Source organism: Bacillus paranthracis (genome assembly GCF_001883995.1).
GTDB lineage: Bacteria > Bacillota > Bacilli > Bacillales > Bacillaceae_G > Bacillus_A > Bacillus_A paranthracis.
On record NZ_MACE01000082.1, the window covers coordinates 98,448 to 119,028 of the forward strand.

The following is a 20,581-nucleotide window of genomic DNA, read 5'->3' on the forward strand; positions in this document are numbered from 1 at the left end:
TTGAATACGGCCAACTTATAATCATTACAGTTACAGATTGTAGAAAATATCAACCATCTTTCTTATACAATGATGCATACTGTACTTTTTAAATATAGATCGATTATTCCTATATTCAGCACTACTGCTAAATTCTTGCATCACAGCAGGTAAACAGATTGATGATGAAGAAACTAATGTCATGCATCATATTTTTCAATGTTACGTATAATCGTAGTCTATTACATTATGTAGGAGCGGAGTTAACATGTTAATAAAACCAAACAGATTACAGCCAGGTGATATCGTGGCAACAGTAAGCCCTTCATGGGGAGGCGCAGGCGATTCTGAAATAAGATGGCGTTATGAACAAGGGGTAAAGAGATTAGAAGAAGTTTTCGGTCTTACGGTTGTTCCAATGCCGAATAGTTTAAAAGGTAGCGAATTCATTTATAAAAATCCACAGGCTCGTGCGGAAGATTTAATGACTGCATTTCAAGATACGCGCGTGAAAGCAATTATCGCGAATATCGGCGGAGAAGATAGCATTCGCTTACTTCCCTATATAGATTTTAATGTAATACGTGAAAATCCGAAAATTTTTATGGGGTACTCTGACGTTACCATTTCACATTTATTTTGCCATAAAGCAGGTATTTCCTCTTTTTACGGTCCAGCCATTTTAACGGATTTTGCTGAAAATATAGAGATGAATCCATATACGGTTGAAATGGTAAAGCGAACTCTCTTTTCAAATGAAGTTATTGGCGAAATTCAACCAGCTCCTGAATGGACGAGTGAGCGTTTAGAATGGATAGAGGTAAATAAGGATACAAGACGGACGATGCAGCAAAACAATGGATATGAGGTACTTCAAGGTTCTACTACTGTACAAGGGCGTTTAATTGGCGGATGTATAGAAGTACTGGAATTTGCAAAAGGAACGGAACTTTGGCCTGAGAAAAAACATTGGGAGGATAGCATTCTCTTCTTTGAAACTTCTGAAGATCATCCAGAACCAAGTTATATAAAGTATTGGTTACGAAATTATGCAGCGCAAGGCATTCTGCAAAAAGCAAAAGGCATCATTTTTGGTAAACCAAAAGACGAAATGTATTATGAAGAATATAAACACGAAATACTGCAAGTAATGAAAGAACATAACTTAGAAGATTTGCCGATTCTTTATAATTTTAATTTTGGCCATACTGAACCGAAGTTTATTTTACCTTACGGCGCAATGGCAGAAATTGATTGCGAAAATGTATCTTTTTCTATTTTAGAGAGTGGCGTGGAATGAATAAAATCACTCCTATGAGATATGTCTGTGAATTGGTACTTTTTAAAAGTATATAATTGGAGGGAGATTACGTGTATGGAAGTAACATTTACAGTAAGTAAATGGGATGAAAAACCAATTGATGACACTAGAAAAGATTTTCCTATTAATATTGCTCATGTTGAATATGATATTGATGGGGAATTAAAAGGAAAAGCTTTTGTTGAATACTTATTATATTATTTAGACTCAAATATAAATGATGGTCACTTGGCTACTGCTAAAATTTCTGGTTTTTTACACTTTGAAGGGATTTATAAGGGGCAACAAGGAACATTTACAGCTATAGAGCAAGGTATATTTGATAAAGGAAATTTAGATTCCCCAGGAACAATTATTAAAGCTACCGGTAACTTAGAAAACCTACGAGGATTCTATAATTATCAGTTTACAGGTCAAACTAGTAAACTAATTTTAGAGTTTAAATTTTAGCAAAACATCCTATAAATTAGTGGAAAGGATATTTCTTGTAATACTAGGAATGTCCTTAACTCTTTTAAAATAAGAAAAACCGAAACTAAAATCATTTCGGTTTTTCAAACTAATGAAGTCTATCATTATTTTAAAGAATGTACAAATAACCCACTACGCAGTTTCGGTTCAAACCACGTTGATTTTGGCGGCATAACTTCTCCAGCGTCTGCGATTGCTAATAAAGATTCCATTGATGTCGGATATAGTGAGAACGCCGCTTTATACTCGCCGCTATTTACAAGGCGTTCTAGTTCTTCTAATCCGCGGATTCCTCCGACAAAGTCGATACGTGAATCAGATCGCGGATCATGTATTTCAAGTACTTGGCTTAATAAGTGATCTTGCAAAATAGATACATCTAAACCTTTCACAAGATCATTCGCATCAAACGTTTCCTCTTTCACTGTGAGCTTATACCACTTCTCATTCACATACATGCCAAATGTTTTTGGTTCATTTGGTTTATACGGAGAAACAGATGCTTCTTCTACATAAAAGTACTGCGTAATTTGATTTAAAAACTGCTCCTCTGACAAGCCATTTAAATCTTTCACAACTCGGTTATAGTCCCAAATTGATAATTCATCGTGAGGGAATAAAACTGATAGGAAGAAATTAAACTCCTCTTCTCCTGTGTAGTTCGGATATTGTTCTCTTCGCATGAGCCCTACTTTTGCAGCTGATGCCGAGCGGTGATGTCCATCTGCAATATAAAGATTAGGAATATCTTCAAATAAGTTTACTAAACTTGCAATTACTTCTTCATCATCTATTTTCCAAGCAATATGCCTAACGCCGTCTTCCGCTGTAAATATATAGATTGGCGTATGTTCTGCTTTCCAGTTTGCGATGAAACGTTTCACTTCTTCTTTTGTACGATATGTTAAAAAGATAGGACCTGTATTTGCGTCACACACATCTACGTGGCGAATACGATCAAGTTCTTTTTCATGGCGCGTTCTTTCATGTTTTTTAATTGTATCGTCTTCATACTCATCAATAGATGTACAAACGACAAGACCGGACTGCGTTCTTCCTTGCATCGTCAGTTCATAAATATATAGTGCTGGCTCTTCGTCTTGAATGAACACTTCTTCTCGTATCAATCGATTTAAATTTTCACCCGCTTTTTCATATACGCGATCATCGTACGGTGAAAGCGCTGGGTCTAAATCAATTTCTGCTTTATCAACGTGTAAGAAAGAATACGGATTCCCTTTTACAACCTCTCTTGCTTCTTCACTATTTAATACGTCATACGGTAAAGCTGCAACTTGTGCTGCTTTTTCTTCTACTGGACGAATGGCCCGAAACGGTCGGATTTTTGCCACATTCCTCTCTCCTTTACACAATCATTCGAACGGCTACAACACCTGTAATTTTGCTTATATTTTCCACAATGTTCTCTTTTATTATATCATCAATTCCGTTATCAATATCAATCATCGTGTACGCCCAAGAATGTTTACTACGATTAATCATATCCGCAATATTTATATGATGTTCTGCTAAGCATCCTGTAATTTGTCCTACCATATTCGGAACGTTTTGATGCATGATTGTAATACGTTTCTTTCCGATATACGGCAATTCTACGTTTGGATAGTTGACTGAGTTACGAATATTTCCTGTCTCTAAATATTCACGTAATTGACGCGCTGCCATGACCGCACAATTTTCTTCTGATTCAGATGTAGATGCACCAAGGTGTGGCGTCGCAGTTACATTTTTCATCTTTATCACATTTTCATTTGGGAAGTCCGTTACGTAATGCGCAATAATTTCTTCTTCTAACGCTTTTTGAAGAACCTTTTCATCTACAAGTTCACCTCTAGAGAAATTGAATAGACGCATTCCTTTTTTCATCTTCTCTACAGCGTGTTCACCAATAATCCCCTTCGTTTGATTCGTAAGAGGAATATGCAGTGTAATATAATCACACGTTGCAAAAATTTCATCTAAACTAAATGCTCTTTGCACATGTGTAGAAAGGCGCCAAGCTGTTTCAACTGAAATGTAAGGGTCATATCCGACAACGTCCATCCCTAAAGCTAACGCATCGTTCGCAACTAAAGCACCTATTGCACCAAGCCCGATAACTCCTAGGCGTTTTCCCGCAATTTCAGATCCAACAAATTGTTTTTTTCCTGATTCAACAAGCTGCGGTACTTCTTCACCTTCTAAATTTTTCGTCCAGCTTACTCCGTTAATAATGTTACGTGAAGACATAATAAGACTGGCGATAATAAGTTCCTTTACTGCATTAGCATTCGCCCCTGGCGTATTAAAGACTACAATCCCTTTTTCTGTACATCGCTCGACAGGAATATTATTTACACCAGCACCAGCTCTGGCAATCGCCTTTAAATCTTTTGAAAATTCTTCTTGATGTAAAGAATAGCTGCGAAGTAAAATACCGTCTGGGTGGTCCATTCTCTCCCCTACTTCATAGCGCTCTCCGCTAAGCACTTGCAAACCTTTTTCTGCAATTTGATTTAACGTTTGAACACGAAACATATCCCCATCTCCCTATCTATTCTCAAGCTCAAATTCCTTCATATAATTTACTAATTGCTGTACGCCGTGTGCTGGCATCGCATTGTAAATACTTGCGCGCATACCACCGACTGAACGATGTCCTTTTAGTGTAACAAGTCCTCGTTCTTTCGCTTTTTGTAAAAACTCACTGTTCAGCTCTTCTGACGGTGTTGTAAACGGAATGTTCATAAGTGATCGATACGTAGGATCAACTGGTGAAGTAAACAATTTTGATTCATCTAAGAAATTGTAAAGAAGTGAAGATTTTATTTTATTTTGTTCTTCAATCGCAGATACTCCACCTTGCTCTTTCAGCCACTCTAGTACAAGTTTCGTTACGTAAATACTAAAGGACGGCGGTGTATTATATAAGGAGTTATTTTTACTGTAAGTTTCATAGTTTAACATCGTAGGACAAGAGCGATCTGCTCCCCCAATTAAATCTCTTTTTATAATTGCAATCGTTAAGCCTGCTGGCCCTAAATTCTTTTGCGCTCCCGCATATATAAGACCAAACTTCGAAACATCATATCGTTCTGATAAAATATTTGAGGACATATCCGCAACGAGCGGTACTTTATCTACATGTGGAATGTCCACATACTTCGTTCCCTCAATTGTATTGTTCGTTGTAATATGTACATAATCTAGTTTTTCATCGCCTAGTAAACCATCCAGTTTAGGAATTGTAGTAAACTTCTCATTTTCAGAAGAAGCAATCACTTGCACTTCTCCTACTTTTTCAGCTTCTTGCATCGCCTTTTTAGACCATGAGCCAGTCAATATATATCCTGCTTTTTTATACGTATTCATTACATTCAGCGGTATCATAGAAAATTGTAATGACGCACCGCCTTGTAAAAACAATACTTCATACTCATCAGGAATGTTCATTAATTCACGAAGTAAGCTACTCGCTTCCTCTATAATACTTTGAAAATAAGAAGATCGATGACTCATTTCCATAATAGACATGCCTGTCCCGTTATAATTTACTAGCTCCTTTTGCACTTTCTCTAAAACTGGCAAAGGGAGTATTGATGGTCCTGCTGAAAAATTATACACTCTTTCCATCACCCGGATGACCTCCCTATTTCTCATTTTGGTATTTTTTAAACTTTCTGAATTATAACCCACAATACAAGACACGGTCAATTTGTTTTCTATTATTACGGCGTAAGACGCAATGGAATCGCTTGCAAGTGCCAATGTTTTTATAAACACATAAAAAAGTGTTAAGTACATAATCGTACTTAACACTCTAGTAATAAAGTATAATTGCTAATTGTCCGTAAAGAACCGATCAAAAATTTGATAAATTGCAGAAAGACCAATGAGCCAATAAATAGTGTCCACAAGCGCCGGCATAGAACCAAACCATTTCTCAACTACATTGTAATCTAACGCTACAAATAACCAATTCAAACCGCCAAGAATCACCAAAATTACTGTAAGGTAAGACAAAAATTTCATTATGATTGCCCCCTAGGTGATAAGATGGTGAAAGGCCTTTCACTAGAAATATATGTGCCAAACTTTAAAACTTACCTATTTTATAAAAATTATTTTCGGTACCAGCCGTTAATAACTGCCGCCGTTTCTTGACTATGTATTTGATACGCATGCGTACTATCATTAGAACCAATAAACCAAATTGAAAAACCTTTAAAATATGGCTTTGGTTCTAATACGTCACGGTAAGCGCGCCATCCGTTTAATTGTACGTTTTTTGAAAACACATTAGAAACATCTGGATTCCACGGATTTTGCAAGCCTAGTTCACGCGCTGGAACGTTAAATCCGCCAAAATAAACCGGTTTTCCTGTTGCTTTATGTAATTGTTCTAGTTGTTGAACAACATTTTGTCCACGGTTATACACTGTCGTCGCAAATAAACTTTGCTTCACTTCTTCGTATGATGGATTTCTTTTTTCCGAAACTTCAAACCAACTATCGATACTAACAATGTCTACCTTCTTTAAATACGGACGATTTATTTTCTCAACAAACTTCGCTTCATATGAAGGATCCCAGCTTGCTGTTAACCACCAATTCATTTGATACAAAACATTTCCTTTATACTGCTGGCGAACAAAATCAATCGTATCGCTCCAATATCCTTCTGCATATTCCATATTCACGAAATTAGAAGCAATCTTGAGCCCGTACACATTGTATTTACTTGTAATCGAGTTAAAGATGTCTTGCAAAATAACCGTTTTCCAATTCCAGAAGAAATCATTAATATTACTTGGATTCCATTCCGTTTCTCCAACATTTCCTTGCTGAATATATGGGAACGGTTCTACTATAACTTGAATATTACGCTTTAATAATTCTTGAATTAAAATAATAGCCTGTTGCTTTTGCGCTTGATTAATTACCATGTTCGTAGAAGTCACATTCGGAATATCTACCTGAATTGGTACATTTACTGTATTTAAATTTAAGCGCTCTACATCAGCTAACACTTTCGCTACATTTCCAACTTCCCATACCGTTACATTTCCTGATTTAATTTTTCCAGATTGAACAGTATTTACATCTGCCTGTACATTTCCTTGAAAACAAAAAGAAAACAGCATAATAAACACTCCTAAAAAACTTATTAAACTCTTATTTTTCTTCACAACTTTCCCCCTGTAATTTTTGGCTTTCTTGATTATTTTATACAACGTTTCATATATATTCCACAAAAAAACCAATAAATTTTTATTGATAAAAATGCTATTCATCCCTTATTCACATTTTATTCACACTGAGTTTCCAAAAATAGTATGATAAATAAAAAAGGAACGGATTTCCGCTCCTTTTTTATCTTTTTACGATTATCAATCCATTTCCCTTTTAGGCTCTACCAACATAATGTGGGATTCCTTTTCAGTGAACGGTTTATGCTCAACGCCCCTCGGGACAATAAACATCTCTCCTTTAGAAATTTTCACCTGTCCATCACGAAAATCGATGAACATCTCCCCTTCAAGCACAATAAATAGCTTATCTGTATTAGGATGCTCATGCCATATAAAATCTCCATTAGCTTTAAAAAGCTGAATTTGATCGTCATTCATTTCACTAATCACTTGTGGATACCAATAATCGTTAATTTTAGATAACTCGTCATTTAGTTTAATAGGTTGGTAATGGATAATGATCCCTCCTCATTTTCAACTTCCACTATATTACAGTAATCTAAGTAAAAAAGTCGTTATTACGCTTAAAAAGAAAATGCTCAGGCCAGAACTTTTCATTCAGATAGTACAAAGGAGTGATTTCAATGAAAGTACTTTCAATCTAATGTTTCCTTTAACTCTCCATAAGTATAGAACAATGATTTTCAAATAAGAATGGACCTCTGTTGACATTAGTATGGATTATTGATGAACTTCTCGCGATATTTAGTAGGCGAAATGCCAACTCGCTTCTTGAAAACTCTACTAAAATAAAAAGGGTCTGCGATTCCAACAGCCTGCGCAATTTGTTGTACAGGCACACCACTTGTACATAACATTTTTTGAGCCATCTTTATACGATAGTTCAATAAATATTCTGCTGGCCCCATACCTGCATGCTTTCTAAACACGTAAGAAAGACGATTTCGATTAACATTATTTTGTTCTGTAAGCATATTTATTGTAATATCTTTATAATAGTATTTATGGACATAACTAGATATTCGTTCGAATAAAGTATGCGATTCATAGTTGTTTTCTCTATTGACAACACTTAATAAAGCTTCATTCAACGCTTCGCGAAACAGCATTTCAGTCTGAAACATCGAAATGCCTCCTCGCTGATTATACACATCCCAAAGACGCATAAGTAATTCGACAAGACGAGGAGATTGTCCTGTTAACAATTCAAAATGCTGATGAGTAAAGCCAGAGTCTTCTCGTTCTGAATTGCTTATCCGATATAAAACAAGAATATATTCCCAGTTTATTTCACCAAGCATTTTATGGGCTAATGTCATTTTTGCACCCCCATGTATAACTTTTCCTGGGGAAAGGATATACGGCGTACCATTAAATTGAAATTGCGTCTTCCCTGTAAGTGGAAATACAAATCCTGGGAAAGAATCTGTAGACTCAGCACAAGGCACACCTGGATTTTTAGCATAACGATATACTCCTTCTACTCGGAAAGGAGTATTGGCAAGATACTCTGCTAACTCATTCACGTCCAACTTCACAATGCAAGCCTCATTTCAATTATAGTTTTCTTGTAATTCGTGAGATTAATTGGTGTACATTCTGGGCAACGCTAAACTAAAAATAGTACATACGACTTAACAACATCTAGTTATTAACCTATAAATATATTGTTTTTCATTTATTGACAAAAATATCCTCCCTATATTATTGATAATGATTTTCATTGTAGTTTGATAAAAAAACATTTGTCAAGTTGAATGGCCTAGAAAAATGATGAAACAAGGGGTACAGAGGAACAGTTCTGTTGCAAATAATATCTGGTCTTTGTTAACTAATTTCCCTTAAAACTGGAATGATCATGTTAATAGTTGTAATGGCTTTATTAGTTACAGTACTTGCAGCATGTAGAAATAATCGTAATCCTGAAGAGGTTGCTACAGCGTATTTCGAAGATGGAAACAGCCTACTATCCAATTAAATGATAGTAGGCTGGCTGTTAAAATGATTTAAGAACTGGGTTATGTTCTAAATGATAAGATTTCATTATCAAAAAGATTATTACTAGTCCTCTCCACAAACAAAAACACTCTATCACTTCGGCTCCAAATTTAACACCTCCCCTTCTATCCCCTCCGTATTCAATGTGGTCGTATGATACGTGCCATTTACCCAATCATCTATTTGATCATGATACCAATCACTTCTAAAATGTCCTGATTGTCCTGGTCCTACAATATGATAACCGTTTGACATATCTTTCGTATCAATAACGAATCGCCAAGAAGCTCCGTGATTGACAATACCGTTATCTCCGTAACTCGCCGCTTGAACGGTAACTTGACTTCCGCCAATTGGAACTGGTTTCTCACGATTAAATGCTAGTAACGCTAACATACTAGATGATTTTGAGATTGGATGTGTAAAAGCAAGTTGATGGTAATCGCCCCACTTCCACTCTGTAACATCGGGTCCATATTCCTTCTGTAATTTCTTCATTACATTCTCGTACGATGTATGCACAACTTTTGTGAAGCCCCCGTATTTCTTAAACCAAGCGCTATTTTCTCCTGCTACTTCTTTTCGAATCAATTCATCCACAACTTGTGACTTCCCTTCAAATAACTCCATCACATCTTTCGGTATTTCTTTTGAAAATAACGTATTTGAAATCTCTTTCATTAACAAATGGAATAGTAACGGTGCCGCTTCATCTTTACTATCGTAAAAATTCCACTTCGTTAATTGTTTTACGCCCTCTTTCTCTACTTCATTTAAAGATGCTTTATTTAACTCTTTTAAAAATATAGGAGCAAACTCTTTCCCGTATAAATTTTTTTGATCCATCTGTAATTTTTCTAAATCTTTCACTGTATATTTTTCCTTCTCTTGTAAAAACTCTTGAATACGCATTTGCCTATATGGCTGCGCCCACGTATTACTAATATGATACGGATAATTATCATCTACAATTTTATTATTCGCAGTTGAAATAAACCCTTGTTTTGGATTGATTACTTTTGGAAGCTGATCATACGGAATATACCCTTCCCATTCATATTCATCTGTCCATCCTGGAACAGGTAAACTACCATCACCTTTTTTACGCACTGGTATATTTCCATTTGCTTTATAAGCAATTGTGCCGTCGTTTGATGCAAATACAAAGTTTTGAGTTGGGGTATGGAAATCTTGAAGAGCCGTTTCAAACTCATTCCAGTCTTTCGCCTTATTCATATTTAATACAGCCTTTAATTCAGCGGAAGGCTCCAAAGCAGTCCATTTCAAAGCGAATACGGTTTTCGTTTTCTTCTTCCCCTTATCCGCAAACTCTGAAATGACTGGACCATGCCTCGTAACGGTAACGTTATACGGTATTGTCTTTCCGCCTTTTACTTTAATAGATTCATCCACAACGGTAGCTTTTTCCCACTTATCGTTATACAGAAATTCATTTTCATTATTAGGATTTCTCTTCTCAATATATAAATCTTGCACATCAGGACCTGTATTCGTAACGCCCCATGCTATTTTGTCATTGTGTCCTAATATAACCCCGGGTACGCCAGCGAAAATAACGCCACTCACATGTAAATCTTTCATCTCAAGTTTCGATTGATACCAAATAGAAGGTGTCGCAAGTGATAAATGAGGATCATCCGCTAAAATTGGCTTACCAGACGCACTCTTCTCACCGCTTATAACCCAGTTATTACTACCATTAAACTCTGGTGGAATGATTGCTTTTGCAAAACTTTGTGCAACATTCACATTTGTATTCTCGAGTTCAGCTAGCAATCTAGGCGCATCTTTCGGATATGTAGGAAATAACTCATTTGCTTGCTCTTTCGGCAAATTTTTCAGCGCCCAATATCGAAATGCCTGTCCATGCCAATGTCCACCTAAATCAAACGCCATATACTTTCCAATTGTTAACGTATCAACAATAGACCATTCAGCAGGTTCATAGCCTAATATAGTAAACTCGACCGGCAATTTCTTTTCCTCTTTTGCCTCGCGTATAAAAGCGTTCACCCCATCAGCAAATGACTGCAGAGCATCTTTCGCCTCCCCATCATATTGACTAACAGACGCTTCGGCTGCTCGCCGTAAACCGAGCGTTCGAAACAACTTATCTCGATCAACAGCTGCTTCCCCCACAACTTCACTTAACATCCCAGAAGCCTGCCTTCTACTTAAATCCATTTGAAATAATCGATCTTGCGCTTGTACATACCCTTGCGAAAAATATAAATCATGTGCATTTTCCGCTTTAATATGTGGTACTCCTTTACTATCTCGCTTTACCGTAACAGCACGTTGTAAATCCTCTAGTTTTATCGTTCCATCTATCTTTGGCACAGATTTCAGCGTATATATGTTTAAAAAAATCGCTGTACAAATAACTAATAAAAGAACGGTACTACTAGACCAAATGAAAATTTTCTTACCCCTAGTTCGTTTCTTCTTTATAACAACTTCCATATAACCCCTCCTTTCTCAAACTATTCGCTTCTATTTTGAAAGAACCTTTTTGAAAAGGAAAAATCCTTCTTTTCCCATGTTATGGATCATGTAAACAAACTTCTCCTTCCTTTCCTTCAATTAAATTCCCCTGTCCTTTCTTACACCAATTCCTCAAAATCCCCTTCACATAAGCAAACGTTCGCTTATTCTGTTCAAACGCAATTTTAAGTGCCTCTAGTACGGTATTTCCTGAAACTTTTCGTATCCACCCCTTCAATTCCTTCACAATATATGGAGATAGACTACTTATATTTTGTTCGTAAAATTTGTAAACTTCACTATGTTGAGTATCCTCTTCCACTTCCATATCTTCTATTTTTTCAACAACTTCTTGTAAACTACTAGTATCCTCTTCCTCTGGCATACTAAAATGTTGCAACAACAATGGAATCTTCCATTCTTCTTCCAGACATTTACGTAAAAACATATGTATGAATTCTTTATTTTTTACAGTCTTTAACTCACGTAACACACATTTTTCTACATTCGTATTTAAAATAGGGTTATAGTGTAACCAATTTAGTATGTATAACTCTTTCGTTTCCGCATCGTATAAAATTTTCCCATATGCAACAAACCTATTTAACAGCTTCTCAACAGTCTCCATACTGTAGCCTGTTTCCAGTTCTGCTAAACGTTTCGGTAATACGTAAATTCCACATTGCTTCGTTTTCGTACCAGTTAACAAATATATGTAAAAATAACGCTCCTCTGGCGTTAAATCTAATATGAATTCATCTTGCCAAAAGTTCACTTGCACATTACGGTACACCGCCATATGTTTACCTCCCCCTCGCACTTATAAAAAGGCAGATTTCAATCCTTCAATATACATATAGGAGTGAGGGATTGGTTTTTGCAGTTGAATTCCAAACTTTTTTAACTACTACAACGACGGTTTTATTTTTTCGCGCTTTTTTGTTTTTGTAGTTGTTTTTGTTTTGTTTTTTCTTAGTGATTTATTACTTGGTAGGTGCTTATAAGGGGCTTGCAAGGGGCTTAATAAGGGCTTATATAAAAAGGAGCTGTTCCAAATTCTCATTTTGGATAGCTCCTTTATCATTCTTTCTATTTTTGACTTGCATCTAACATCTTCACTAAAAAGGCAGCTGCTTCACCACGAGTTGCTGTCCCTTTAGGATTAAACTCATTATTTCCAACACCAGTAACTACCTTTAAACTGTATAATCGTTGAACATGTTGTTTGTATGTGATTAGATGTTGATCTGTAAATGGTAATGCAACTAATTCACCTGTAACACCGTTATACTGTAATGCGTTGTCAATCATGATCGATGCTTCTTCACGTGTAATAGATGCATTAGGATCAAAAATCCCGCCGCCACGACCGTTAATAATTCCCGCACTTGCACTACGTTTAATACCGCTATGAAGTGATGGATGCGCTTTGTTAATATCTACAAATGACTTATTTCCTTCCGGTAGCTTGAGAGCATTTGAGATTAATGTTGCAAACTCAGCTCTCGTAACATTACGATAAGGCGCAAATACACCATTTCCTTCACCGTTCATAATTCCTAGGCTGTTCAGCTTACGAATGTTCCCTTCAAACCATCCACCTGTAATATCATCTTTTGGTTTTTGTACTTCTTTATGTGGCACATTATAGTTTATCTTAATCCAACTTGGGTTATAGAAAATCCACTCATCGTTACCTACTTTATACCAACCATTTTTAACTGCTAACACTTTGTAACGATCTCCGTTTGAAGCTTTACGAACGATATGATGTTCAAGTCCCGAACCACTACGTACGTTTATACCATCACCATTCACTACAAGCTCCATATTAGGTTCAGCTGGATTATATTCATTGGAATCAAATAGCTCATTTCTTTCTTGTAAAGGCGAATCAATTTGTGCGTTAACATTTGCATACCATTGAATACCTTGTACGAAGCCAGTCCAATTCCCACGAGAAATTAAAATATCAGGACAGTTTTTCCCGCTCCATTGTTGATGCCTATAAATGTGGTCCGCACTAATACCTTCTTTGTTCATTAAATAACCTGCAAGTCTCTTTGCATTCTCTAGCGCTTTATTGTAATCTCCATCTTGGTTAACCGCAATCTCGATACCGATTGATTCTCTATTTCCGGAACCATCGCCATCTCCTGCATGCCAACCGTTTTCATTTGTTGGTAAGTGCTGATAAATTTGTTTATCGTCTACAGTAAAATGCCATGAAGCTGTTCGGAACGTACCTTCCGTTGCTTGTTTATATAAATACTTCGCATGGTTTTCAGCATTTGCACCGCGGGCAGTGTTTGCAGTTTCGTGAATTGTAATATAACGTGCTTTCATCGGATTAGCGGGGCGAATATCAGGGTTTCCTGCTGGAACAATCCACTCTACAAATGGAGTACCTGCAAGCGTTCCATATTTCTTCGTAGTCATCGATGCGCTATACTGAATAGCTCTCCGTTTTTCAACCGGCTTCATTTCGCGAGTAGAACCATCATTTCGTCCGTCTACATGTTCAAATGCCTTTTCAATGTTTGAAATAGCTTCTTCTTCTGCTACTTGACCTTTTTTCGCTTCTTTCATTTTATGTAATTCTTCTGATTCAGAATATTTATGCTTATATTCTTCTAAAAGAATTTTCTCATTTCCTGATACTTCCGCTTCATTAATTTGCATGTGATCAGGAGTTTCTAGATTGAAATCAGAATAACGTAATCCGCTCGTTCCACGTTCCCCTTGTGCAATACTAAGCTGGTCAGTATGAGATTTGTTTATCTCTTCTGCTGATATTGATAAAGGTGCACTCCCTAAAATCACTAAACTTGTTGATAGTGCGATTACTCGTTTTTTTATATTCATTGCTGTAATCGATACCTACACTATCCGTGTAAATATCTCAACCTCCCTTTATTTTCTCATTCGTGAAAGACTATGAATCTACTATGTATGAAAATATGTTTATTCCACCTTTTCATTTTATCCCCAGAAGGCGAATTATATTTTCTAGAGAATCCCTTAACAGACATTATTTTATAACCAATTGCTATTGCCGTCAAAAGAACTTGTCCCCTTTTGCACACTACTACTTCTCAAAAAATAGATTAGGATACCTTTTACTGTTTTGCTTCAACAAGAAGGATGTTTATAATTTTTCATAACTATCAAGTCTCTATTAAATAAATGCTGTTTCCTTGTACTTTTCTCTTTGAAAATATTAACATTTTTACATTCTTGCGATAATATAGATGTAACCTTTTACATTGAAATGAGTTTTATTTGGAAAAGATTTCTCATATTGATACCTGAAATGAAGAAGACCAAAAAATGATGAAGAAAAACGAGGGTACACATGATATTCAGCAGATGGTATATATTTTGAAGGACTAGAAATAACACCGCTAGAATGGCTTGAAAACATAGTTGAACTATTAAAACAAACAGTACAAATTTATTAGAGAATACGTTATTTAAAGGGGATGAACGAATTGTTACATACGATTGTTTACGATAAAGCGAAGTACCATTATCAAGGTGATTTTCCTGCGGACTTATCAATTGATCAAGCTTTTGTACATACTGGTATGTTTTTAGGATGGATAATTGAACATAATTTATATAGTGAAGAATTTGAAGAAGAGTCTCCAAACGAAATTAAACAGTTTAAACTTAGACAAATGACCGGCACAGAAATTTATATGAACTGGGATGGCGTTTTGGCAGATGACATGTTAAATGACGAAGGTAACCAATTCGCGATGTATTACTTTAATAATGATGAGGAATGGAAGTATATAAGTGATTACTCAGACGTTTTTATAGACGAAGAAACTCTCTACCACGTGAAAGATACTTGGGAAAACTATTTCAAATTAAAAGAAGTTATTGATAATAGCTATAATTTTTGGAAAGACAACTTACAAAATAAATAATTATAAAAAGTCGATTTCTTATTTTAATAAGGAATCGACTTTCTTAATAGTAAAATATTTTTTATTTTAGCTTCTATTACAAATTCCCTTTAACGTTTCCAACAATCTCGTTTATCGTATTTCGATCAAACTTATCACTAATTTCGTATGGCTCACGATCTCCTACTAATTGTACGCCTACAATATCATTGCGGTCCTTACCATATTGCACTTCAATAATCGATCCACGCTCTATTTGCTTCCAAACAAGACCTGCTTCATCTTTATTATCTAACACTATACAGTCCTCAATATTTTCGTCAATCCCAATTAACTTGTTATCATCCATATATCCAACCTCGTATTGTTGACGTTCTTTCGCTTTGCCGCTTACTACTATACCTTTACTTCCATATGAGTAATCCGTATAGTCCTTTTTCTCCGCCGTTTTCGGTTCTTCTGCTTTAGTTTTTTCAACGTTCCCACAACCCATGATAAGACCAATTGGCATCACCGTAGTTAGTACTACTCTAGTAAATTTCTTTATCATTTATAAACAACTCCTCATACTTACCTTTAAATTCCGTTTGTAAATTTATTAAAAAATAACATGCATACTAAAAATTCATTGAAAAAACTATACAAATGTATTTTTTATTCTACTGCAATTTTCTTGTATCTATAGATAACTTGTAGCAGTTACAAAATTAAAACCTTCACAATTACTTACTGAATTGTCATATTGAAAATTATAAATTAAAACGATAGAATTATAGGATTTATTTAATTTAACTACTTCCTTAATTCGAGAAAGTATTTTATCATCATATGAACATCCCGTTAATAACATAGAAATATCATCACTCGCTTCTTCTAACACTTCCTTTTCAATAAAATCTTCATCTACATCAATCATATCAATATTAAAATCAACAAAAAATCTTGCTGGTATAGAGTCTCCTTCTTCATCATACGTAACATCTATATATGAATCCAACTGATCTTGCGTTTGCATATTACCGAACCATATTGAAACCATTCCGTGTACTTCCATTAATAGCGTCCTCCATTATGAATATATATTCTCATTCAACTTACGCTTTAAAATTCATGATTTTTATAAAAACCATTTCTTCTTTCCTTTCAGTCAAATAGGATTATTCGGAAATTCATTGTCATACTTATGAATTAGCTCTTTATCATTTTCATCAATTGGTACTTCACCTAAGTATTTATGTTTCCAAATAATCATCTGATCACTAAAACTATATTCTGTATCAAACCAATTTGTATAATCGAAATGCATGTTAAATTCCCCACTATGTTCCAGAGACATTGTAAAAGAGTACCAAAGCTCTTGCTGATTATCTTTGAAAACATTTCTTAATTCCTTACTCAATTTATATAAAAAATCTTCTTTCCTTTCAAACTCCTCTTCATCAACTTCGTATTTAAAAGGAATTTCTACACTATACTTATAATTTTCTTTATTTCTGAAGTTGTTATAGAAAAAGTAAGTTCCCCCTCCATCTTCTGATATTTGAGCGTAAAAATAAAATTTCTCCCATTCTTCTGGAATCATGGCATGAACCGTTTCCGCTATCTCTCTATATAATCGATTCAATTTTATTTCCAATTAAATTCCCCCTATTTAATTTTCATCACTTACTTTTTCTATATTATACCATTCTTTTAATTAGCTCTTTATTTACACTAAAGTGTAATGTAGTTCATCTAAAAATCAAACCAAGTTTCGATGCCTTTAGAAAGTAGACATACCTCTTAAATACAATTAGTATTAAAATAAGAAATATGAAAGACTTAAAAAGGCTCTTACATGAAGGAAGGAAGGAAGTGCACAACTTTGGATTTTAAAACAGTTATGCAAGAACTTGAGGCTCTAGGTAAGGAACGAACGAAAAAAATATACATATCTAACGGCGCCCACGAGCCAGTTTTTGGCGTAGCTACGGGCGCTATGAAACCAATCGCTAAAAAAATAAAAGTAAACCAAGAGTTAGCTGAAGAACTGTATGCCACAGGCAACTACGATGCTATGTATTTTGCAGGGATTATTGCGGATCCAAAAGCTATGAGTGAGTCTGATTTTGATCGCTGGATAGACGGGGCATATTTTTATATGCTATCTGATTATGTAGTGGCAGTAACTTTATCGGAGTCAAATATTGCGCAAGACGTTGCTGATAAATGGATTGCAAGTGGGGACGAGCTTAAAATGTCTGCCGGCTGGAGTTGCTACTGTTGGCTATTAGGAAATCGCAAAGACAATGAATTTTCCGAAAGTAAAATTTCCGATATGCTTGAAATGGTGAAAGATACAATTCATCATTCTCCAGAACGAACAAAATCCGCTATGAATAATTTCCTAAACACCGTGGCAATTTCATATGTACCACTACACGAAAAAGCAGTCGAGACTGCAAAAGAAGTTGGTATAGTTGAAATCAAACGTGATAAGAAAAAAAGCAGTTTGTTAAATGCTACAGAGAGTATTCAGAAAGAACTTGATAGAGGAAGACTTGGTTTCAAACGTAAGTATGTAAGATGTTAAACAGATTCGTATCTGGGTGTCAATTTGATAAAGATTGACACCTTTTTCATTCAGGTTATATATCCCCTCATTTACTTTTAACTTATATTAAAAAATAATATCCTGATAACCTACTTCCATTACCTTTTCATTTAATAAACGAACTCCTACACCATTTTCTATATCCCACGTACAATTAAATGTAATTCCAACCTCTCGTCCTTCCGTAATATGTGCATACGGAACAACAATACCATCTAAACTGATCATCTCTAGCATTTGATCAGTTGTTTCAACTAATGGATAACTTTCTCGCACTCCAATATCATATCCTAATTCACATCGCCTTTGTCTATAATAGTCTAATATAGACTGTAGTAAACTTATTTGTACCTCTTCCCAATTTTTTATTAATGATTGATACGCTACATACTGCCCTTCATCAAACACTCCATCTTCTTCACCATCTATCATCAAATCAATCTCAGTTACATTGCCTATAAAAGTTATAGGCATACACTTAGCCCAAGCATAATTATATTCAATCTCTCCAAAAACTGAATTGTTAACTTCCATCAACACTTAACACTTGAAATACTCTTTCAAAAACATATAAAACGTTGGCCAACTCTCCTTTAATTCTCCATTTAAAAGTAATTCATCTCCACCTTCAAAATTTACTGAGTAAACTTTATCGGTTACACTATGAAGGACCAATACAGCATTTGCTGTCATTTCCGTTAATACTAAATACTTATTAGGAAATCCATGTTCCTTTCGAGCAATAATTGTGTAATATTCTATATTATTCTCTTCATCTATAATGTCAAGTAATTCATAAGGAACATGCTCTTCCCAAAATGGTCCTGCAAATCGATAATAAAACTCTCTAAATGTATTAGACACTTCTACACCTAACCTATTTATTACTTCATTCACCTGACCTTTATCTTCCCGTTTATATATATCTTCTTCCAAGATTTCTTCTAAACGATTTGGCAAAGCATGCATTTGTATCCCTCCTTTACAAGGTTTATCCATGTGTTTATGAAATGAATTTGCAGCTCCCTGCAAACTACCTGTACGGCATAGAACCAATAAATGTAACCTCTAAACCATCAAACATATCCTCTCTTTTCACTTCATTATATTTAAAATCATAAAGAACAATAGCAAAGTTAATATCGTTCGCTAAACTATCTCCATTTACTAGCTTTTTTATTTTAGGAATAATTCGTTCACTATACGAAAAATCACTTAAAATATGTTCAACGTCCCTTTTATTATTCTCATAAAAACAAATTTCAATATTATCTTCATCATAATAACCGAATTCAAAGCTTGTTCCAAACTTTGAATGAACTGAATCACCATTTGTCGTGTAATCTATTTCGACATACCCCTCAAGATTTTGGAGTGATTTAGAAATTCCAAACCAAACTGAAGCCATTCCACTATATTCCACTTTTCCACGCCCCTCTAGCCGGTCTATAATTCATATAAACATTCTTCACTTTACTATTTTTGTAATCTCAAACTAGAAATCAACTCATTTAAACTGTTCGAAATCTCTATAAACAACCACGTTCGAAATCCTCGAATTCGTTCTTTCCACTTACATTATTTAAAACAAATAGTGAACCATTTCTTTCTACCACTATAGGAACCTTATCTTGTCCCTTAATAACTCGTGATTAAGTCTTCACCCTCATATCTAGGGTCTTTCTCCACTTTACCATCTTTTGTTTTGATGACTTTTAGTCTACCTAACCACTCTGCTCCGTTATATGTCTCTTCACTTACCCATACATTATGCTTTTTACCGTCTACCTCAACTACTAATGTTGGGTGTGTAAATATGAATTCCTTCTCTACATGCCTACCTACAATTTCTGCATGTAATGATGTACCTTCTTCAACTAGTTTACTATTCTGATACCCTTCGATAATAGATAATCCAATAAATACAAAGAATATCAGTCCAAATACGGTCACTTTCTTCTTTGTACTCCATTTATTCTTTTCTTTCACTTCTAATTATTCATATAAGCTCTCAATTTCCATACACCAAAAAGAACCCTTTTCCATACACTTATCATCAATTTCTTTCACTTCTTCCTTCAACCAACTTATTGTACAATCTGGTATATTATTATCGATAAAGGCATCCTCACCATTTATCTCTACTGCCTTATCAATCATTTTTGAATATACTAATAAACATGCTGCAAATTGTTGTATAGAAGAATTCATAAACACTTCTTTATACGCATCACTATTATTTAGAAATACTATTTTTTCTTGTTTTTCAATTATACAAATTGGATCTCCAGAACTTGTTGTTCCTAAATACCAATATTTTCGAAACTCTTCTGGCATATGAAATACATTTATAATAGACCTTACGAAAGACTGAGATGAAGTAAATTCTAAATATGGTGGCGGTGTTTCTGGCAAGCCTCCTATAGACAAAAATCGTTTCACTTCAGCTGAAAAGTTTTTGTTTATTAATTCTTTTTCAGGAAATGTAATGAGTGGGCCATCTTTATTAACATCCCATTTCTCCCGAAAATCCTCTGGTAATATCATTTTTTCACCTTCTTGATGTGTTTATGTCTTTTAAGATTTA

22 protein-coding genes and 2 pseudogenes are annotated in these 20,581 nt (G+C 35.0%); 5 read left to right on the forward strand and 19 right to left on the reverse strand.

Annotated elements, in window-relative coordinates; all coding sequences use genetic code 11:
* Nucleotides 1-247 precede the first annotated feature (247 nt).
* Entirely contained in the window at nt 248-1,279 is a 1,032-nt protein-coding gene (locus tag BAQ46_RS27275; protein WP_071743212.1) for a S66 family peptidase, read from the forward strand.
* Nucleotides 1,280-1,354: 75 nt separating this feature from the next.
* The gene (locus tag BAQ46_RS27280; protein WP_000454104.1) at nt 1,355-1,750 is read left to right on the forward strand and encodes a DUF3224 domain-containing protein; all 396 of its coding nucleotides are present in this window, start codon (nt 1,355-1,357) and stop codon (nt 1,748-1,750) included.
* Nucleotides 1,751-1,875: 125 nt separating this feature from the next.
* Here BAQ46_RS27280 and BAQ46_RS27285 read toward each other — a convergent pair whose 3' ends face one another.
* From BAQ46_RS27285 to BAQ46_RS27320, 7 genes are all read right to left on the reverse strand, one after another.
* Entirely contained in the window at nt 1,876-3,123 is a 1,248-nt protein-coding gene (locus BAQ46_RS27285) for a DUF1015 domain-containing protein (protein WP_071743213.1), read from the reverse strand.
* Nucleotides 3,124-3,136: 13 nt separating this feature from the next.
* Nucleotides 3,137-4,309 carry a 3-phosphoglycerate dehydrogenase family protein gene (locus BAQ46_RS27290; RefSeq protein WP_071743215.1) on the reverse strand — a complete coding sequence of 391 codons (1,173 nt, stop codon included), beginning with the start codon at nt 4,307-4,309 and terminating at the stop codon, nt 3,137-3,139.
* Between the two features lie 12 nt (nt 4,310-4,321).
* A complete protein-coding gene (serC, locus tag BAQ46_RS27295) occupies nt 4,322-5,404 on the reverse strand; it encodes a 3-phosphoserine/phosphohydroxythreonine transaminase (protein WP_061130605.1) in 1,083 nt (360 codons plus the stop codon).
* A 207-nt stretch (nt 5,405-5,611) separates the two neighbouring features.
* Entirely contained in the window at nt 5,612-5,803 is a 192-nt protein-coding gene (locus tag BAQ46_RS27300; RefSeq protein ID WP_000670803.1) for a DUF378 domain-containing protein, read from the reverse strand.
* An 89-nt stretch (nt 5,804-5,892) separates the two neighbouring features.
* Nucleotides 5,893-6,960 carry a glycoside hydrolase family 113 gene (locus BAQ46_RS27305; RefSeq protein ID WP_048556815.1) on the reverse strand — a complete coding sequence of 356 codons (1,068 nt, stop codon included), beginning with the start codon at nt 6,958-6,960 and terminating at the stop codon, nt 5,893-5,895.
* A 201-nt stretch (nt 6,961-7,161) separates the two neighbouring features.
* On the reverse strand, nt 7,162-7,401 hold the full coding sequence (locus BAQ46_RS27310) for a cupin domain-containing protein (protein WP_000997182.1): 240 nt from the start codon (nt 7,399-7,401) through the stop codon (nt 7,162-7,164).
* Between the two features lie 293 nt (nt 7,402-7,694).
* Nucleotides 7,695-8,522, reverse strand: a complete 828-nt coding sequence (locus BAQ46_RS27320) for a helix-turn-helix transcriptional regulator (protein WP_071743217.1) — start codon at nt 8,520-8,522, stop codon at nt 7,695-7,697.
* A gap of 314 nt (nt 8,523-8,836) precedes the next feature.
* Here BAQ46_RS27320 and BAQ46_RS31480 point away from each other — a divergent pair, with 314 nt between their 5' ends.
* Nucleotides 8,837-8,962: a hypothetical protein gene (locus BAQ46_RS31480; RefSeq protein WP_100655532.1), complete on the forward strand. Its 126-nt coding sequence runs from the start codon at nt 8,837-8,839 to the stop codon at nt 8,960-8,962.
* A gap of 113 nt (nt 8,963-9,075) precedes the next feature.
* Here BAQ46_RS31480 and BAQ46_RS27325 read toward each other — a convergent pair whose 3' ends face one another.
* From BAQ46_RS27325 to BAQ46_RS27340, 3 genes are all read right to left on the reverse strand, one after another.
* Nucleotides 9,076-11,466 carry a penicillin acylase family protein gene (locus tag BAQ46_RS27325; RefSeq protein ID WP_071743218.1) on the reverse strand — a complete coding sequence of 797 codons (2,391 nt, stop codon included), beginning with the start codon at nt 11,464-11,466 and terminating at the stop codon, nt 9,076-9,078.
* 79 nt (nt 11,467-11,545) lie between these two features.
* Nucleotides 11,546-12,286 (reverse strand): DnaD domain-containing protein, encoded by a 741-nt coding sequence (locus tag BAQ46_RS27330; protein WP_061130601.1) that lies wholly within the window; start codon nt 12,284-12,286, stop codon nt 11,546-11,548.
* 290 nt (nt 12,287-12,576) lie between these two features.
* Nucleotides 12,577-14,352: an S-layer homology domain-containing protein gene (locus BAQ46_RS27340; RefSeq protein WP_071743220.1), complete on the reverse strand. Its 1,776-nt coding sequence runs from the start codon at nt 14,350-14,352 to the stop codon at nt 12,577-12,579.
* Nucleotides 14,353-14,978: 626 nt separating this feature from the next.
* Here BAQ46_RS27340 and BAQ46_RS27345 point away from each other — a divergent pair.
* Nucleotides 14,979-15,422, forward strand: a complete 444-nt coding sequence (locus BAQ46_RS27345; RefSeq protein WP_078419236.1) for a DUF7832 domain-containing protein — start codon at nt 14,979-14,981, stop codon at nt 15,420-15,422.
* Between the two features lie 76 nt (nt 15,423-15,498).
* On the opposite strand, the gene BAQ46_RS27350 is transcribed toward BAQ46_RS27345, so the two are convergent.
* The 3 genes from BAQ46_RS27350 to BAQ46_RS27360 all read right to left on the reverse strand — a co-directional run bounded on the left by BAQ46_RS27350 (nt 15,499) and on the right by BAQ46_RS27360 (nt 17,037).
* Nucleotides 15,499-15,951 (reverse strand): hypothetical protein, encoded by a 453-nt coding sequence (locus BAQ46_RS27350; protein WP_001989083.1) that lies wholly within the window; start codon nt 15,949-15,951, stop codon nt 15,499-15,501.
* Between the two features lie 129 nt (nt 15,952-16,080).
* Nucleotides 16,081-16,455, reverse strand: a complete 375-nt coding sequence (locus tag BAQ46_RS27355) for an immunity 22 family protein (RefSeq protein WP_061182949.1) — start codon at nt 16,453-16,455, stop codon at nt 16,081-16,083.
* 93 nt (nt 16,456-16,548) lie between these two features.
* Entirely contained in the window at nt 16,549-17,037 is a 489-nt protein-coding gene (locus BAQ46_RS27360) for an antitoxin YezG family protein (protein WP_000403548.1), read from the reverse strand.
* Nucleotides 17,038-17,265: 228 nt separating this feature from the next.
* Between BAQ46_RS27360 and BAQ46_RS27365 the strand changes: the two genes are divergently transcribed.
* Complete coding sequence (locus BAQ46_RS27365; RefSeq protein ID WP_000346328.1) at nt 17,266-17,973, forward strand: DNA alkylation repair protein; 708 nt, start codon at nt 17,266-17,268, stop codon at nt 17,971-17,973.
* 87 nt (nt 17,974-18,060) lie between these two features.
* On the opposite strand, the gene BAQ46_RS27370 is transcribed toward BAQ46_RS27365, so the two are convergent.
* The 6 genes and pseudogenes from BAQ46_RS27370 to BAQ46_RS27395 all read right to left on the reverse strand — a co-directional run bounded on the left by BAQ46_RS27370 (nt 18,061) and on the right by BAQ46_RS27395 (nt 20,541).
* Entirely contained in the window at nt 18,061-18,528 is a 468-nt protein-coding gene (locus BAQ46_RS27370) for a DUF6985 domain-containing protein (RefSeq protein ID WP_071743222.1), read from the reverse strand.
* A 6-nt stretch (nt 18,529-18,534) separates the two neighbouring features.
* On the reverse strand, nt 18,535-18,963 hold the full coding sequence (locus BAQ46_RS27375) for an SMI1/KNR4 family protein (RefSeq protein WP_071743224.1): 429 nt from the start codon (nt 18,961-18,963) through the stop codon (nt 18,535-18,537).
* Between the two features lie 64 nt (nt 18,964-19,027).
* Nucleotides 19,028-19,417: an immunity 22 family protein gene (locus BAQ46_RS27380; protein ID WP_239534369.1), complete on the reverse strand. Its 390-nt coding sequence runs from the start codon at nt 19,415-19,417 to the stop codon at nt 19,028-19,030.
* A 53-nt stretch (nt 19,418-19,470) separates the two neighbouring features.
* Nucleotides 19,471-19,625, reverse strand: a pseudogene (locus BAQ46_RS31285) (SecY-interacting protein Syd); the annotation flags it as partial.
* Nucleotides 19,626-19,632: 7 nt separating this feature from the next.
* A pseudogene (locus BAQ46_RS27390) lies at nt 19,633-19,986 on the reverse strand (hypothetical protein); the annotation flags it as partial.
* 3 nt (nt 19,987-19,989) lie between these two features.
* Nucleotides 19,990-20,541: an SUKH-4 family immunity protein gene (locus BAQ46_RS27395; RefSeq protein WP_071743226.1), complete on the reverse strand. Its 552-nt coding sequence runs from the start codon at nt 20,539-20,541 to the stop codon at nt 19,990-19,992.
* Nucleotides 20,542-20,581 lie beyond the last annotated feature (40 nt).